Here is a 15,832-nt window from a genome sequence, read left to right on the forward strand (position 1 = left end):
GATGAGCACCGAAGACGGAAACGCGATTCAGCGGTGGGCCAGCCGGTCCATCTCGAACCCCGAGCGGACGTACAAGGCGCTGTTCTACGTCCTCACCGGGGTGTTCCTGTTCACCACGCTGTTCCCGTTCTACTGGCTGACGGTGCTGGCGCTGACGCCGAGCGGGAACATGATAGACGTGGGACTGCTGCCGAACGGGTTCAACCCCGAGGCGTTCGTGACGGTGTTCACGCAGGTGCCGTTCCACCTCTACATCCTCAACAGCCTCATCATCGGCGTCGTCACGACGGCCGTCGTGTTGGTGCTGGCGAGTTTCGCGGGCTACGCGTTCGGGCGCTTCGAGTTCCCCGGCCGCCGTCCGCTCATGCTTATCTTCCTCGCCATCTCGTACTTCCCGCCGGCGGCGTTCCTGCTGCCGCTGTTCGAGTTGTTCACGGCGAACATCACGTTCTTCAGCCTCCCCGGCATCGGAACGGTGAACAGCCCGATGCTGTTCAACGGGCCGGGAGCGATGGTGCTGCCGTACACGGCGCTGTTCATGCCGCTGTCCATCTTCATCCTCACGACGTTCTACAGCCAGATTCCGGACGGCTTGGAGGACGCCGCGCGCGTCGAGGGCAACACCCGCCTCGGCGCGCTGTTCAAGGTCATCATGCCGCTGTCGGCGCCCGGCGTCGCCACGGCGGGCGTGTTGACGTTCATCTCCGTCTACAACGAGTTCTTCTTCGCGTTCCTGATGACCGACGGCCGGGTCCAGAACTGGGCGACCATCGTCTGGGGCCTGCTCAGCTATCAGGGCCGCTACGCCACGTCGTACAACCTCATGGCCGCGGCGAGCATCCTCGGGGTCATCCCCATCGCCATCCTCGTCGTCGTCGCACAGGAGAAGATCGTCAGCGGACTGACGGCAGGGGCCGTCAAGGAGTAACACAATGGGAGACGTAACTTACGAGAACATCACGAAGAAGTACGAGGACGTAACGGCAGTCGACGACCTGAACCTCGAAATCGAGGACGGCGAGTTCGTCACGCTCGTCGGCCCGTCGGGGTGCGGCAAGTCCACGTCGCTGGAGATGGTCGCCGGACTCACCGAACCGAGTTCGGGGAACCTCTACATCGACGAGAAGGAGGTGTCGGACCTGCCGCCGAAGGACCGGGATATCTCGATGGTGTTCCAGAACATCGCGCTGTTCCCGCACATGGACGTCTACGACAACATCTCGTACGGCCTCCGACTGCGGGACTTCGAGAAGGAGGAGATAGACCGCCGCGTCGACGAGGCGGCCGAACTCGTCCAGATGAGCGGCATGCTCGACCGGATGCCCGACGAGATGTCCGGCGGGCAACGTCAGCGCGTCGCCATCGCCCGCGCCATCGTTCGGGACCCCGAGGTGTTCCTGATGGACGAACCGCTGGCGAACCTCGACGCCAAACTCCGCGTCCACATGCGGACGAAACTGCAGGAACTCCACAAGCAGTTGGACGCGACCATCATCTACGTCACGCACAACCAGGAGGAGGCGATGACGATGTCCAGTCGCATCGCGGTGATGAACCGCGGGGAACTCCAGCAGTTCGCCGCGCCGCTGACGTGCTACTACCGCCCGACCAACGAGTTCGTCGCGGGGTTCATCGGGTCGCCGTCGATGAACTTCCTCGACGGGCGCGTGACGGAGGGTGCGGTCGAGACGGACGAGTTCTCCGTCGATGTGGACGACGGCGTCCTCGACGGCGTCGACTCGGGGACGAACGTCACTCTCGGCGTCCGACCCGAGGACATCTACCTCGCCGAGGGGTCCGACATCGAGGACGACGGCGGGCCGGTCGGCGCCGCCGACGCCGCCGACATGGACGGGGAGCCCTCGGCCCCCATCGACGTGACGACGACGGTGCTCGAACCCGTCGGCGACGACATCTACGTCTACACCGAGTTCGGCGACCTGACCGGCGATTCGGGCGGGACCGAAACCGGCGCCGGTGCGGCGACCGGAGGCGGGACGGCCGGCCCCGCCGTCGCGGACGGCGAGACGGACGCCGCGGAGTCGAGCGCGGACGCGGACGCCGACGACGAGGCCGCCGCCGGCGACGCGGGGATGGGCGACTCGGCGCTCCTCATGAGCATGCCGCCGATTCCGGACATGGACACGGACGCCGCGGAGGGACAGCAGGTCCGGGTGGTTCTCGACCGGACGATGGTCCACCTGTTCGACGGCGAGACGGGCGAGGCAATCGTCCACGGCCTAACGGCGGAGGCCGACGCGGCGGGCGGTCGAACGGGGCGCGGCGGACGGACCGAGAGCGGTCCGAGCGCCTCCGAGAGCAACGCGCGCTGAGACGACCGCCGAGTCCGATTCACGGCGGTCCGTCGCCCGCTGTTTTTACTGCCGATATGACGCCGCCAGGGCGTCGAGCGCGTCGTGCCGCATCGTCGTGTGCGGCGCGGTCAGCGGCGACACCGACACCCGACCCTCGACGACGGCGCGGCGGTCGGTGCCCTCGGGGTCGGGCAGGTCACCGTCGCGCATCATCTCCCAGACGCCGTCGTGGAGCGTGACGCGCCCGTTCCCGTCGTGCCGCGCGGTCATCTCGTACAGCGTCGACGGCGTCGTCACTTCCAGCGGCGCCGGGTCCTCCTCGCCCGTCGCCATCGGCGCGTTCACGTTCAGGTACTCCGCCTCCTCGAAGACGCCCGCGTCGGGAGCGCGGTCGGTGAGATACGCCGCCGCCGCCGTCGCGTGCCGGTAGTCCGCCGGGTCCGACGCCTTCTCGTGCCACGGCGTGTCGTCGTCGGACGGGATGTACATCGAGACGGCGATGGCGGGCACGTCGAAGAACGCCGCCTCGACAGCGGCGCTGACGGTGCCGGAGCGCCCGAGGACGTACGCGCCGAGGTTCGCTCCCTTGTTGCAGCCGGCGACGACCATGTCGACGTCGGGGCAGAGCGCCTCCAGACCGACGACGGTGCAGTCGGCGGGCGTCCCCTCGACGACGTAGCCGAGTTCGTGCTCGGTCACCGCCACGTCGTGCGACATCTTCCGGCCGACGGCGCTCTGGTCGTCCGCGGGCGCGACGGCCGTCACGTCTGCGACGGCGTCCAGCGCGTCGTACAGCGCGCGAAACCCGGTGCTGCCGACGCCGTCGTCGTTCGTCAGGAGGAGAGACAGTGACTCGCTCACGACCGTCCGTTCGGCGGACCGGGCAAATGTCTACCGCTCCCGCGGGTCCGACGGAGCGCCCGAACGCTCGGTTTCTCAGGCCACCCGGTCGACCACCGTCTCCGCGTCGACGACGAGGTTGTACGCCCCCTCGTCGCCGTTCCAGAGACAGAGGACGTTCTCGAAGGCGAGCACGTCGCCGTACCCCGCGCGGGCCACCGCCTCGTTCAGGGCGTCACGCTTGGTGAGGACGGCGTAGTGCTCGACGGCCTCGCTGCCGTCGCCCACCTTGAACAGCGGGTTCGAACCCTCCCCCTCGCTCAGGTCGCCGCTGAGTTTCACCGCGAGGAGGTCGATGCGGTTCGTGACGTGTCGCTCCATCTCGGCCATCTTCGCGTACCGACTCCCGTCGGCGGTCACGTCGACCCGTCGCTTCCCGTCGCGGCGGAGCACCGTCGAGGAGAACTGCACCGTCTCGTTCGCGAAGGTGCCGTCGCCGGGCGTCCGCCCCTCCGTCGCCGCGCCCGCCTCGTCGAGTCGGCGCTGGAACGCCGGTGCGGCGACGTCCGCGCCCGCCTCGAACGACCACCCGCGGTCGGAGGGGACGTGGCCGGGCCACAGGCGGAGCGTCGGCGCGTAGACGGTCGCGCCGCCGTCGGCGGGCGCGAGAGCGCGTTCGACCTCGCGGAGGCCCGTGCTGGTGTTCAGGTCCGCGGGCGCGAGGGCGACGAACGACCCATCGGCGGCGGCGGATTCGAGGTAACGCTCCGCGACGGCGACGGGGTCGTCGAGTTCCGAGAGCACGTTGGCGAACAGCACGAGGTCGAACCCCTCACCGTCGGGAACTATCGAGAGGGGGTCGAACGCCTCGGCCGTCTCGCGGTGTATCTCCGTCTTGAAGTTCGACCGCGTTCCCGCTACCATGTGGTCGAGCACGTCGGCCGAGGCGGACGGTTCGACGGCGTGGTACTCGACGAGGGAGTCCTCCGGTAAGTAGTCGTGCAGGCCGAGGGCGGGGCCGCCGGCGCCCGCGCCCACGTCGAGGACGCGGAGCGTCCGCGGGAGAAGGCCGTTCTCCGCCAGGTCGTCGAGGACGTAGCCTATCGCGGCGTAGTAGTCGGGCAGGTGGTAGATGCCGTAGCCGAGGGCGGCGTCGGCGTCGTACTCGACGTCGTTCTGGTAGTAGTAGTCCTCCTTGAGACGGCGAATCGACTCGCGGAGTCGGTCACCCGACTCGCCGCGGTGCCAGTTGACGCCGTGGCGTTCGACGAGGAGGTCCTCGAACCGGAAGGCGTGCTCCTCGGGGAACTCGGTCGGCGCCCAGTCTCGATAGGGGACCGGGTCGTCTTCGACTGGGACGAACGTCCCGTCGTCGCGTTCGACCATGCCGAGGTCGAACGCCTCCTCGCGCAGGGTCTCGCGCACGACGGCGGGGTGGGGCGTCCCCTCGATGTACTCGCATATCTCCTCGGGGTCGACGGGCCGGACGTTCCGCAGATACTTCGCGTTCGACCGGACGGCGTCTCTGTCTATCATGGTGGCTCGTTCTCCTCCGTCTCCTCCCCGCTCTCCGCGTCCGAACTCGTGTGCGCGTGCTTCGCGTTCGCCTCCCGGTACAGTCGCTCGAACGCCTCGGCGTCCGCCGCGGCGAGTTCGGCCGCGGCGTCGGCGACGCGGTCCGCGCCGGGGAACGACTCCTGAATCTCCCGGTAGACGCGGGGGGTGCCGCCGGTCACCGTCTCCGCGAGCGCCGAGAGCGCCTCGGAGACGGGGGTGGCGAACTCCTCGCGCACGTCCCCGGCCGCCAGCGCGTAGGCGAGGACGGCGGCGTGCGCCCCCGCCTGAACGGTCTCCATCGCCTCGTCGTGCTCCTCGGGCGTCGTCTCGAAGACGCGGTTGCCGGCAGCCGCGAAGGCGTCGCAGACGCGGTCCGTGACGGGGCCGGGGGCGTCGCGGACGGCGGCGACGTTGCCGGGCGCGTTCGCCGCGGCGAAGAGGGGGTGGAGACTGAGTCGCTCTTTTTTCTCTGCGGCCTCGCGCATCGCCGCGACGGGCGCGGCCATCACCCCCGTCACGTCGAACACCGCGCGGTCGGCGCGTGAGGCGTGGTCGGCGACGGCGTCCGCGGCGGCCGAGATGGGCACCGCGAGGCAGACGGCGTCGAACGTCTCCGGGTCGTCGAGGGCGACCGGTCGGGCGTCGGGGGTCGTCGCCGCGGCGTCGCGCGCGGCCGCGGCGTCGCGGTCCGCGTACGCCACGTCGAACTCGGGGGCGAGCGTCGCGCCCGTCCACCGACCCATCTCGCCCGCGCCGACGACCAGTACCTCCATCGCCGCCGACTACGCGCCGGGGCCGTCAAAAGGGGTTCGGTGACGGGACGCGCTCTCGGACTTCTCGCGCCGTTCTCCTTCCCCTCGAGCGTCCCGTCCGCGCGCGTGAGGAAACGTGAAGTACTCGGCTGCGGTAGGGGAGCCATGACCGGGAGTAAACTCGACGGACGTGTAGCGTTTATCACGGGAACGAGTCGCGGTATCGGGAAGGCGTTGGCCCTCGAACTGGCCGAGAAGGGGGCGAAAGTCGTCTCCACCGGCAAGACCGTCGAACCGAGAGACGAACTCCCGGGGACGATAACGCAGACGACCGAGGAGATACGCGAACGCGGCGGCGAATCCATCTGGAAGGAGTTGGACGTGCGCGACGAGGAGTCCGTCGAAGCGGCGGTAGCCGACACCGTCGAGGAGTTCGGCGGTCTGGACATCCTGATCAACAACGCGGGCGCCATCCACATGGCGCCGTTCGAGGAGACGCCGCCGAAGCGGTTCGACCTTCTCACCGACGTGAACGTCCGCGGGACGTACGTCACGACGCAGGCGGCCCTGCCGCACCTGAGGGAGAGCGACCGCGCGCACGTCCTCGCGTTCTCGCCGCCGGTGGCGAACCCCGCGCGGCCGGGGATGGCCGCCTACGCCGTCTCGAAGTACGGGATGACCGTCGTGATGCAGTCGCTGGCGGGGGAGCTCTCGGGGGAGGGAATCGGCGTGAACAGTCTCTGGCCCGTCTCGGCCATCGAGTCCGAGGCGACGCGGCACTTCGGCATGGGGTCGCCCGAGGACTGGCGGACGCCGCAGATAGTCTGCGACGCCGTCGTCGAGATTCTGCGCCGCGACCCGTCCGAGTGCACGGGCAACGCGTTCTACGACGAGGAACTCCTCCGGGAGGCGGGCGTCGAGGAGTTCGACCGGTACAACGTCGTGGAGGGGTCCTCGCCCGGCCCGATGTCCGCGCACCTGTTCGACCCCGAGTACGAGCGTCCCGACTGAGCCGAAAAGAGAGTATCGAATCTGATTTTCGGAACCGTACGCTTATGTGGTATCGTCGAGACACGGCCGCCGCGGAGTGCCGGTCGGATTCGACGAGAGACTGGTACGGGCTCGATATCTCGGAAACTCTCCGGAGTTCACGTACGGCCGACGGGAACGGCCGTTCTCGGGAATCGACCGGGAAGGCGGGCTGACGGGCGTCAGACTAGTTCTCTACTTTTGATAATTGCGTAGGTTTATACGGTCTCGATTTGATGTTCTCAGTGATGAAATTCCCCTCGGTCCCCGGGCGAACCAGCGACGGTCGGCGAGTCCACCTCCCCGTCGACTTCGAGGGGGAGCAGACGCTCGTCGTTCTGAGTTTCCACAACCGACAGCAGACGTTGGTGGACTCCTGGCGCGGGTTCGCCAACCAACTCCGCGAGGAGTACGACCACTTCGACTACTACGAACTGTTCGTCACGGGCGGTCGGGGCGGGATGCTTCCCCCCTCGGTGATGGGCGGCCTCTCCCCGGACAACGCGCGCCGGAAACTGGCCGACAACACGGTGTTCGTTCCGGTCGACAAGCAGGCCTTCCAGCGCCGACTCGGCATCCTCGGCGAGCAGACCATCTACGCCTTCCTCGTCGAGGACGGCGAGGTGGTCAGACAGGCGGCGGGCGTTCTCACCTCGACGACGGCCGAAGCCCTCGAATCGCTCCTCTCGGAGTACGAGAGCGCGCAGAGCCAGTGGTCGCAGGCGAACGGCGAGGCCGCAGAAGAGTCCTCCGGCGGCTGATTCTCCCGTCTCTCTCGCGTCTCACCGTCCTCAGACGACCAACTCGACCGGGTAGGACGTGAGGTTCTCGTAGCCGTCCTCGGTGACGACGGCGATGTCCTCGATGCGCACGCCGCCGACCGACGGGTCGTACAGCCCCGGTTCGACGGTGATGACGTGACCCGGCTTCAGTTCCTCGCCGGACGGCGACAGACTCGGGAGTTCGTGCACGTCGAGGCCGACGCCGTGGCCCGTCGAGTGGATGAACCCCGTCTCGGCCATCGCGTTCGACCGGAGGGTGTCGTGGCCGGCCTCCTCGTAGACGTCGCAGACCACGTTGTGGACGTCCGCGCCGGTGACGCCGGGTTCGACGGCGTCGAAGGCGGCGTCCAGCGCCTCGTGGGTCAGGTCGTACCACTCGCGTAGCGTCTCGGAGGGCTCTCCCTTCAGGAACGTCCGCGTCATATCGGCGTGGTAGCCCGTCGTCTTCGACCGCGGGAAGATGTCGATGATAATCGGCTCGTCGGCGCGGAGCGGGCCGCTCCCCTGGTCGTGCGGGTCGGCGGCGTCGGCGCCGCAGGCGACGATGGTGTCGTCGAGTCCGCAGCCGTGTCGGAGCAGCGTCACCTCTATCTCCTCTTTGACGCGTTCGCTCGTCAGCGGTTCGCCGTCGCGGACGAGGCGGCCGTCCTCGACGTCGGCGTCGGCGATGAGTTCCTCCGCGGCGCGCATCGACGCCTCGTTGGCCTCCTGGGCCGCGCGGACGTGCTCGATTTCCTCGTCGGTCTTCGTCGCGCGAATCTCGGTCACCCGGTCGCTGTGGTCGGGGGTCACGGACACCTCGCGGTCGCGGAGGCCGTCGGCGGGGCCGAGGGGGAACCGCTCGGGAGTCAGGACGTCCGAGACGCCGTAGTCGTCGAGGAACGACGCGTGGACGCGCGCCTTCGCCTCGGCGGGGCCGTGTTCGGCGACGACGTCGCGGTAGTCGTACTCGGCGAGGCGGCGCACCTCGTCGGCGCGGCTCTGTTTCTTCGCGCGCCCGAACTCCAGCGTGGAGACGAGTAGCACCGTCGCCTCGGGGGTGTACAGCGTCACGAACGGGTCGTGCGCCTCGAACCCCGAGAGGTACTGCTGCGTCGAGTTGTGGCTCGTGTCGTCGACGAGGTAGCCGTCGGCGTCCTCCTCGTCGAGGAGGGCGTCGAGCGACGAGAGGTCCGGATCCATGGGGCCGGCTTCGGCGCGGCGACGCATAAGCGCACGCGTCCCGGAACGGTGCGGAGAGCGCGGGCGCCGGCCGGAGCGGGGACGGGAATCCTCGCCGCCTCCGGTACCCTCATACGGGCCCCCGCGCCATCGGAGGGCATGGACGTCACCATCTCGCCGTCTCGCGTCGAGGGGCGCGCGCGCGCCCCGCCGTCGAAGAGTTACACCCACCGGGCGATTCTCGCCGCGGGCTACGGCGCCGACGCGACGGTTCGGAACCCCCTCGTCAGCGCCGACACGAAGGCGACGATGCGGTTCGTGGACGCCTCCGGCGGCGAGACCGAACTGTCCGAGGACGAATCTTCGCTCTCCGTCTCCGGGTTCGGCGGCCGACCCGAGACGCCGGACGACGTGGTGAACTGCGAGAACTCGGGGACGACGACGCGTCTCGTCACCGCCTGCGCCGCCCTCGGCGACGGACTGACCGTCCTCACCGGGGACGACTCGCTCCGCTCGCGCCCGCAGGGTCCGCTCCTCGACGCCGTCGAGTCGCTGGGCGCCCGCGGGGAGTCCACCCGCGGCAACGGGCAGGCGCCCCTCGTCCTCGGCGGGGGTATGACCGGCGGGAGCGTCTCCATTCCCGGCGACGTCTCCTCGCAGTACATCTCCGCGCTCCTCATGGCCGGGGCCGTCACCGAGGAGGGAATCGATATCGAACTGGAGACGGAGCTCAAATCGGCGCCGTACGTCGATATCACGCTGGAACTCTTAGGCGAATACGGCGTCGACGCGGAACGGACCGAATCGGGCTTCGCCGTCGCCGGCGGGCAGTCTTACGACCCGGCGGGCGGCGAGTACGAGGTGCCCGGCGACTTCTCCTCCATCTCCTACCTCCTCGCGGCGGGCGCGGCGGCCGGCGCGGAGGGGGAATCAGTGGTCGTCGAGGGCGCCCGACCCAGCGCGCAGGGCGACGCCGCAATCGTGGACATCGTCCGCGAGATGGGCTCGGAGGTGAAGTGGGACCGCGACGCGGGAGAACTCACCGTCTCCGGCGCCGACCTCTCGGGGACGACGGTGGACGTGGGCGACACGCCGGACCTCCTGCCGACAGTCGCCGTCCTCGGCGCCGTCGCGGACGGCGATACCGTGATAGAGAACTGCGAGCACGTTCGCTACAAGGAGACCGACCGCGTGCGCGCGATGGCCGAGGAGTTGGAGAAGATGGGCGCCTCTGTCACCGAGGAGACGGACCGACTCACGATTCACGGCGGCGAGACGGACCTGACGGGCGCGACGGTCGACGGGAGGGGCGACCACCGAATCGTGATGTCGCTGGCCGTGGCCGGCCTCGTCGCCGACGGCGAGACGACGGTGACCGGCGCCGAACACGTCGACGTGTCGTTTCCGAACTTCTTCGAGGCGCTCGAATCGCTCGGCGCGTCGGTTCGGCGGGACGAGTAGGCGCTACTCGCCGCTCGACTGTGCCGGCCCGTCCGCCGACCCCTCGCCGGTCACGCCCGTCTCCCGGACGACGGCGTCGACCCACCAGAGTTTGAACGCCATCGCGCAGAGCGTCCCGAGGACGGTACCCCGGCGGTCGCGGCGCAGGGCCGAGACGAGGGCGTACAGCGTCGCCGCGGCGTTGAGAACGTTGAGGACGTTCGGGTAGTCCGTTCCCATCGTTCCCCCGTCCTCGCGCAACCACTCGCGTTCGGCGAGGACGATGCGGCTGAGGTACGAGTCCGTCCGCTCCGGCGGCGGGAACAACACCGGGTTGACGGCGACGAACGCCAGCGTCGCGAGGAGGAGTCGTCGGTCGCGGCGGTAGACGGCCGTCATCAGCGCCGGAAGCGCGAGAAAACGCGTCCCCGCGCTCCACGGGTTCGCGTGGCGCGCCCAGAACGTCTCTTCGAGTCGGTCGCGGAGCGTTCCATCGAAAGGTGTCATGCCGGTACGAGAACCTCGGGGGAGTTATAGCATCGGCGAGAGCGCCGCCGACCGGTTTCGTATCGTCCGGGAGCGGCATCCGGCGAGCGGAGGCGCGAGCCGACACCCACAGCACTATGTAACTGTTCGGCGACACTCCGGCGTATGCTCTCCAGACGTGCGCTTCTCGGAGGAATCGCCGGCGGTTCGGGTCTCGTTGCCGGCTGTCTCGGAACGGAGGAGATCGCTCACTGTTCCAGCGAGGGCCTCGGAAGCGGCTCTGAACATCTCCGTCGAGTCGCCCCGATAGAGGGCGACGAGCAGGTCGCTCTCGGGGTGTTAGTCTCCGAGGAGGCCGCGGCCGGGGGCGCTGGTCGCGCGGTCAGGGTACGAAACACCGACGGCGACCTCGTCGCCTCGATTCCGCTGTCGGACAACCGCGACATGAGCGACCTCGACCCCGAGGACTACTCGATATTCACCTCCGAGGAGGGCGAACTGTACGCGGTCCCGCTCGGTCGCCCCCCGGTTCACGGCGAGTACACGGTCGCCTTAATCGCCCCGGACGGCGAGGAACGCGCGACCGTGCGCCTTCGATTCAACTGCTACGCCGCCGACGGAACGCTCCCGTAAGTCGGCGCTCGTCGAGGGCGGCGCCCGGTCTCCCGAGTCGACCGCCGCGTTTGCGCCTTTCTACAAAGCCTAAATGCCCGCGTCACAGAGCGACGGGTAATGAACGGCAACCGCTTCGGCCGACTCTTCCAGGTGACGACCTACGGCGAGAGCCACGGCGACGCGATGGGCGTCACCGTCTCGGGGTGTCCGGCCGGTCTCGAACTCGACGAGGACGACGTGCAGGCGGAACTCGACAGGCGAAAGCCCGGACAGTCGATGATAACCACCTCCCGGGGCGAACCCGACGCCGTCGCCATCAACTCGGGGACGCAGGACGGCTACACGACGGGCACGCCCATCGGGATGGTCATCGAGAACAAGGACGCCCGGTCGGGCAAGTACGAACCGTACGTGACGGCGCCGCGACCCTCGCACGGCGATTTCACTTACTCCGCGAAGTTCGGCACGCGCAACTGGGGCGGCGGCGGCCGGTCCTCCGCGCGCGAGACGGTGAACTGGGTGGCCGCCGGTGCGGTGGCCAAGAAGATTCTCGAAGAAGAGGGGGTCGAGGCGAAAGCGCACGTGAACCAGATCGGCGACGTGGAGGCGCCGCCGGTGACGTTCGAGGAGATGGTCGAGCACACCGAGGAGAACGAGGTGCGCTGTGCGCACCCCGAGACGGCCGAGGAGATGCTGGAGAAGATAGAGCAGTACCAGCAGGAGGGCGACTCCATCGGGGGGTCCATCTACTTCGAGACGCGCGGCGTCCCCCGCGGCCTCGGCGCGCCGCGATTCGACGCCTTCCCCGCCCGCCTCGGGCAGGCGATGATGGCCATCCCGGCGACGACGGGATTCGAGTTCGGCCTCGGCCGCGAGGCGCGCGAGTGGACCGGCAAGGACAGAAACGAGGACTGGGAGTTCGACGGGGACGGCGACCCGACGCCCGTCGGCAACAAACACGGCGGCATTCAAGGTGGAATCACGACGGGGCAGCCGATATTCGGCGAGGTGACGTGGCACGCGCCCACCTCGATACCCAAAGAGCAGAAGACGGTCGACTGGGAGACGGGCGAGGAGAAGGACATCCAGGTCGTCGGCCGACACGACCCGGTGCTCCCGCCGCGGGCCGTCCCCGTCGTCGAGGCGATGCTGTATCTGACCATCGTCGACTTCATGCTCCTCGGCGGGCGCGTCAACCCCGACCGGATGGACGGGAATCCGGGCGAGTACGACACCGACTACCACCCCCGAAGTCCCGACAACGAGTAACGTCCCCCGAGGGGAACCGACGCGGAGACGATTCTTGCGCCTCCTCGCGCCGAAAACTGGTCACCCGTCCAAAACCTGACCGATTTCACGGGGCGTACTATGAATATTAGGTCTATCATCATCTTTCCTTGTTAACTCATAGCAAAGCCTTTAATCGCTTCCTCACGAAATTTGAGTCAGTGGCCCTCGCGGGCCTGAGTGGAAGATATGACTGACGATGAACTTATCTGGCGAATTGCAGGCGGTTCTGGGGACGGTATCGCCTCGACGAGCCAGAACTTCGCAAAGGCCCTGATGCGCTCGGGGCTTCACGTATTCACACACCGTCACTACCCGTCGCGGATTCGCGGCGGCCACACGTACACGGAGATTCGCGCCTCCGCCGACCCCGTCAAGTCCCGCGGGGACGGTTACAACTTCCTGCTGGCGCTGGGCGACTCGTTCGCCCGCAACCCGCAGGAGAACGCGTACTACGGTAACGAGGAGGTCAAGCCCCTCTCGGAGAACCTCGACGAACTCCGCGAAGGCGGGGTCATCGTCTACGACTCCGGACTGCTCGACACGAGCGAGATAGAGGACTTCGACGAGCGAGTCGAGGAGAACGGCTGGCACGTCTACGACATCGACCTCCGTACGATGGCGCGCGAACACGGCCGCGAGGTCATGCGCAACACGGCCGGCGTCGGCGTCACGTGCGCCATCGCCGGCATCGACACCGAGTGGATCGAGAACCTCATGCGCGATGCGATGCCCGAGAAGATTCTCGACCCCAACCTCGAAATCCTGCAGGCGGCGTACGACCTCGTTCAGGAGGAGTACGACGTCGATGCCCCGGACATCTCGGTGCCCGAGGGCGAACACGACGAGGAGCAGGTGCTTCTCTCGGGGTCCGACGCCATCGCCTACGGCGCCCTCGACGAGGGCTGCCGGTTCATCGCGGGCTACCCGATGACCCCGTGGACCGAGGTCTTCACCATCATGTCCCAGAACCTGCCCGAGGTCGGCGGTATCTCCGAGCAGGTCGAGGACGAAATCGCGGCGGCGGCGCTGGCCATCGGCGCCTCCCACGCCGGCACGAAGGCGATGTCCGGTTCCTCCGGCGGCGGGTTCGCGCTGATGTCCGAACCGCTCGGCCTCGCGGAGATGACCGAGACGCCGGTCGTCCTCGTCGAAGCCATGCGCGCCGGCCCCTCGACGGGCATGCCGACGAAGCCCGAACAGGGCGACCTCGAACACGTCCTGTACACTTCGCAGGGTGACTCCCACCGCGTCGTCTTCGCGCCCGCGGGCGCCGAGGAGGCGTACCACCAGACGCGTAAGGCGTTCCAGATCGCCTACGAGTACCAGATTCCGAGCATCGTCCTCTACGACCAGAAGAACGGCGGGGAGCTTCAGAACGTCCCGGCCAGCGTCTTCGACGAGGAGCCGAACGGCGACATCGGCTCGGTCATCTCCGAGGAGGACCTCGCGGACGCGCCGCACGACCCCTCCGGGAAGTACAACCGCTTCCAGTACGAAGGCGAGAACGGCGTCAGTCAGCGGTCCATCCCCGGTCAGAAGGGCGGCCGCTATCTCGCGACCGGCAACGAGCACATGCCCGCCGGTCACATCGCGGAGGACCCGGACAACCGCGTCTACCAGGTCAACCGCCGGATGGAGAAACTCGAAGCCATCCGCGCCGAACTCGACGACGGCGAGGTGCCGAACAACACGCAGTACGGTCCCGAGGACGCCGAGTACGGCATCATGACGTTCGGCTCCCAGCAGGGGACCGTCGAGGAGGCCGTCGACCGCCTCAACGACGACGGCCACTCCGTGAAGGCCCTCGGCGTCAGCGAGATGGCGCCGTACCCGGTCGAGCAGGTGTCGGAGTTCCTCGAGAGCGTCGACGAGTGTCTCGTCGTCGAGATGAACGCCTCGGCGCAGTTCCGCGGCCTCACGCAGAAGGAGATCGGCAAGTACGGCGAGAAGCTCTCCAGTCTGCTCAAGTACAACGGCAACCCGTTCGAACCCGAGGAGATCACCGAGGGCTTCGTCACGAGCATCGTCGAGGGTGAGGAACTGCCCACCCACGAGACCAAATTCGTCCCCGCAGCGAGTGACTAACCAATGAGCGCATTCAACGCAATCGGCGAGAACGTCGAACGAGACCGCAACGAGTACACGCCCGGACTCGAACCCCAGCCCACCTGGTGTCCCGGCTGTGGCGACTTCGGGGTCCTCAAGGCCCTGAAGGGCGCCGCGGCGGAACTCGGTCTGTCCCCCGAGGAGATGCTCGTCGTCACGGGCATCGGCTGCTCGGGCAAACTGAACAGCTACTTCGATTCCTACGGCTTCCACACGATTCACGGCCGCTCGCTCCCCATCGCGCGCGCCGCGAAACTCGCGAACCCCGGCCTGACGGTCGTCGCCGCCGGCGGCGACGGCGACGGCTACGGCATCGGCGGAAACCACTTCATGCACTCCGCCCGCGAGAACCACGACATGACCTACATCGTGTTCAACAACGAGATCTTCGGCCTGACGAAGGGCCAGACCTCGCCCACGTCGCCGAAGGGTCACAAGTCGAAGACCCAGCCCCACGGCTCGGCCAAGCAGCCGCTTCGACCGCTGTCGATGTCCCTCAACGCGGGCGCGTCCTACGTCGCCCGCACCGCCGCCGTCAACCCGAACCAGGCGAAGGACATCATCGTCGAGGCCATCGAGCACGACGGGTTCAGCCACATCGACTTCCTGACGCAGTGCCCGACGTGGAACAAGGACGCCAAGCAGTACGTCCCCTACATCGACATCAACGACTCGGAGGACTACGACATCGACATCTCCGACCGCAAGTCCGCCGCCGACATGATGTACGAGACGGAGGATGCCCTCAACGAGGGTACCGTCCTCACCGGCCGGTACTACCACGACGAGGAGCGCCCGTCCTACCAGCAGGAAAAGCAGAACATCGGCGAGATGCCCGAGGAACCCCTCGCGGAGCGGTACTTCGACGAGGACTACGAGTGGGAGCGCTCGTACGACATGTTCCTCGACAAGCACAAGTAACGGCCCGAACGACGCCGGTTTCGCCGTCCCGCCCGACGGCCGCCGGCGTTTTCCGATTCGGAAGATATTTTTTCAGCGAAGCAAAACAGTTAGCCATGGAAGCAACCTCTACGGAGGGACGAATCCTCGCCGTCCTCGAACAGGACGCGCAGGCGTCCTACGCCGAAATCGCCGAACGGGCGGACGTCTCCAAGCCCACGGTCCGCAAGTACATCCAGAAGCTCGAATCCGACGGCGTCATCGTCGGCTACTCCGCGGACGTGGACCCGAAGAAACTCTCCGGGCAGTCCATCGCGTTCGTCGGCATCGACATCGCCTCCGAGCGGTACGTGGAGGCGACGCGCGCGCTGAAGGCGTTAGAGGACGTGGAATCGCTGTACTCCTCGTCGGGCGACCACATGCTGATGGCCGAGGTGCGCGCCGCCGACGGCGACGCCCTCGGCGACGTCATCGCCGAGCAGATACTCTCCATCGACGGCGTCACCGCCGCGCATCCCTCGTTCCTCCAAGAGCGTCTGAAGTGAGGTAGGCCGCGTCC

General features: G+C 67.8%; 15 protein-coding genes. 10 read left to right on the plus strand and 5 right to left on the minus strand.

Going from position 1 to position 15,832, the window contains the following annotated elements; all coding sequences use genetic code 11:
* Position 1: 1 nt before the first annotated feature.
* The gene (locus NDI79_RS02205; RefSeq protein WP_310923442.1) at positions 2 to 928 is read left to right on the plus strand and encodes a carbohydrate ABC transporter permease; all 927 of its coding nucleotides are present in this window, start codon (positions 2 to 4) and stop codon (positions 926 to 928) included.
* Between the two features lie 4 nt (positions 929 to 932).
* Positions 933 to 2,333 (plus strand): ABC transporter ATP-binding protein, encoded by a 1,401-nt coding sequence (locus NDI79_RS02210; protein ID WP_310926816.1) that lies wholly within the window; start codon positions 933 to 935, stop codon positions 2,331 to 2,333.
* Between the two features lie 45 nt (positions 2,334 to 2,378).
* Here the strand turns inward: NDI79_RS02210 and surE are convergent, their stop codons facing one another.
* From surE to NDI79_RS02225, 3 genes are all read right to left on the minus strand, one after another.
* Entirely contained in the window at positions 2,379 to 3,176 is a 798-nt protein-coding gene (surE, locus tag NDI79_RS02215) for a 5'/3'-nucleotidase SurE (RefSeq protein ID WP_310926817.1), read from the minus strand.
* 75 nt (positions 3,177 to 3,251) lie between these two features.
* Positions 3,252 to 4,691: a small ribosomal subunit Rsm22 family protein gene (locus NDI79_RS02220; RefSeq protein ID WP_310926818.1), complete on the minus strand. Its 1,440-nt coding sequence runs from the start codon at positions 4,689 to 4,691 to the stop codon at positions 3,252 to 3,254.
* Positions 4,688 to 5,485 carry a prephenate dehydrogenase/arogenate dehydrogenase family protein gene (locus tag NDI79_RS02225; RefSeq protein WP_310926819.1) on the minus strand — a complete coding sequence of 266 codons (798 nt, stop codon included), beginning with the start codon at positions 5,483 to 5,485 and terminating at the stop codon, positions 4,688 to 4,690. Before NDI79_RS02225 ends, NDI79_RS02220 begins: the two co-directional genes overlap by 4 nt.
* A 144-nt stretch (positions 5,486 to 5,629) precedes the next feature.
* On the opposite strand from NDI79_RS02225, the gene NDI79_RS02230 reads away from it, so the two are divergent.
* Positions 5,630 to 6,475 (plus strand): SDR family oxidoreductase, encoded by an 846-nt coding sequence (locus NDI79_RS02230; protein WP_310926820.1) that lies wholly within the window; start codon positions 5,630 to 5,632, stop codon positions 6,473 to 6,475.
* A 266-nt stretch (positions 6,476 to 6,741) separates the two neighbouring features.
* Positions 6,742 to 7,254, plus strand: coding sequence for a hypothetical protein (locus NDI79_RS02235; protein WP_310926821.1), 513 nt, complete (start codon positions 6,742 to 6,744; stop codon positions 7,252 to 7,254).
* 30 nt (positions 7,255 to 7,284) lie between these two features.
* Here NDI79_RS02235 and NDI79_RS02240 read toward each other — a convergent pair whose 3' ends face one another.
* Entirely contained in the window at positions 7,285 to 8,457 is a 1,173-nt protein-coding gene (locus tag NDI79_RS02240) for a M24 family metallopeptidase (protein ID WP_310926822.1), read from the minus strand.
* A 138-nt stretch (positions 8,458 to 8,595) separates the two neighbouring features.
* On the opposite strand from NDI79_RS02240, the gene aroA reads away from it, so the two are divergent.
* Entirely contained in the window at positions 8,596 to 9,897 is a 1,302-nt protein-coding gene (gene aroA, locus NDI79_RS02245; RefSeq protein WP_310926823.1) for a 3-phosphoshikimate 1-carboxyvinyltransferase, read from the plus strand.
* 3 nt (positions 9,898 to 9,900) lie between these two features.
* Here aroA and NDI79_RS02250 read toward each other — a convergent pair whose 3' ends face one another.
* Complete coding sequence (locus tag NDI79_RS02250; RefSeq protein ID WP_310926824.1) at positions 9,901 to 10,383, minus strand: DUF6653 family protein; 483 nt, start codon at positions 10,381 to 10,383, stop codon at positions 9,901 to 9,903.
* Between the two features lie 144 nt (positions 10,384 to 10,527).
* On the opposite strand from NDI79_RS02250, the gene NDI79_RS02255 reads away from it, so the two are divergent.
* The 5 genes from NDI79_RS02255 to lrpA1 all read left to right on the plus strand — a co-directional run bounded on the left by NDI79_RS02255 (position 10,528) and on the right by lrpA1 (position 15,818).
* On the plus strand, positions 10,528 to 10,995 hold the full coding sequence (locus NDI79_RS02255) for a hypothetical protein (protein WP_310926825.1): 468 nt from the start codon (positions 10,528 to 10,530) through the stop codon (positions 10,993 to 10,995).
* A 99-nt stretch (positions 10,996 to 11,094) separates the two neighbouring features.
* Positions 11,095 to 12,246 carry a chorismate synthase gene (gene aroC / locus NDI79_RS02260; RefSeq protein ID WP_310926826.1) on the plus strand — a complete coding sequence of 384 codons (1,152 nt, stop codon included), beginning with the start codon at positions 11,095 to 11,097 and terminating at the stop codon, positions 12,244 to 12,246.
* A gap of 207 nt (positions 12,247 to 12,453) precedes the next feature.
* Positions 12,454 to 14,352, plus strand: coding sequence for a 2-oxoacid:acceptor oxidoreductase subunit alpha (locus NDI79_RS02265; RefSeq protein ID WP_310926827.1), 1,899 nt, complete (start codon positions 12,454 to 12,456; stop codon positions 14,350 to 14,352).
* Positions 14,353 to 14,355: 3 nt separating this feature from the next.
* On the plus strand, positions 14,356 to 15,294 hold the full coding sequence (locus tag NDI79_RS02270) for a thiamine pyrophosphate-dependent enzyme (protein ID WP_310926828.1): 939 nt from the start codon (positions 14,356 to 14,358) through the stop codon (positions 15,292 to 15,294).
* A 95-nt stretch (positions 15,295 to 15,389) separates the two neighbouring features.
* Positions 15,390 to 15,818: an HTH-type transcriptional regulator LrpA1 gene (lrpA1, locus tag NDI79_RS02275; protein WP_310923428.1), complete on the plus strand. Its 429-nt coding sequence runs from the start codon at positions 15,390 to 15,392 to the stop codon at positions 15,816 to 15,818.
* The last annotated feature ends 14 nt before the right edge of the window (positions 15,819 to 15,832 follow it).

This window comes from Halogeometricum sp. S3BR5-2 (assembly GCF_031624635.1).
GTDB lineage: Archaea > Halobacteriota > Halobacteria > Halobacteriales > Haloferacaceae > Halogeometricum > Halogeometricum luteum.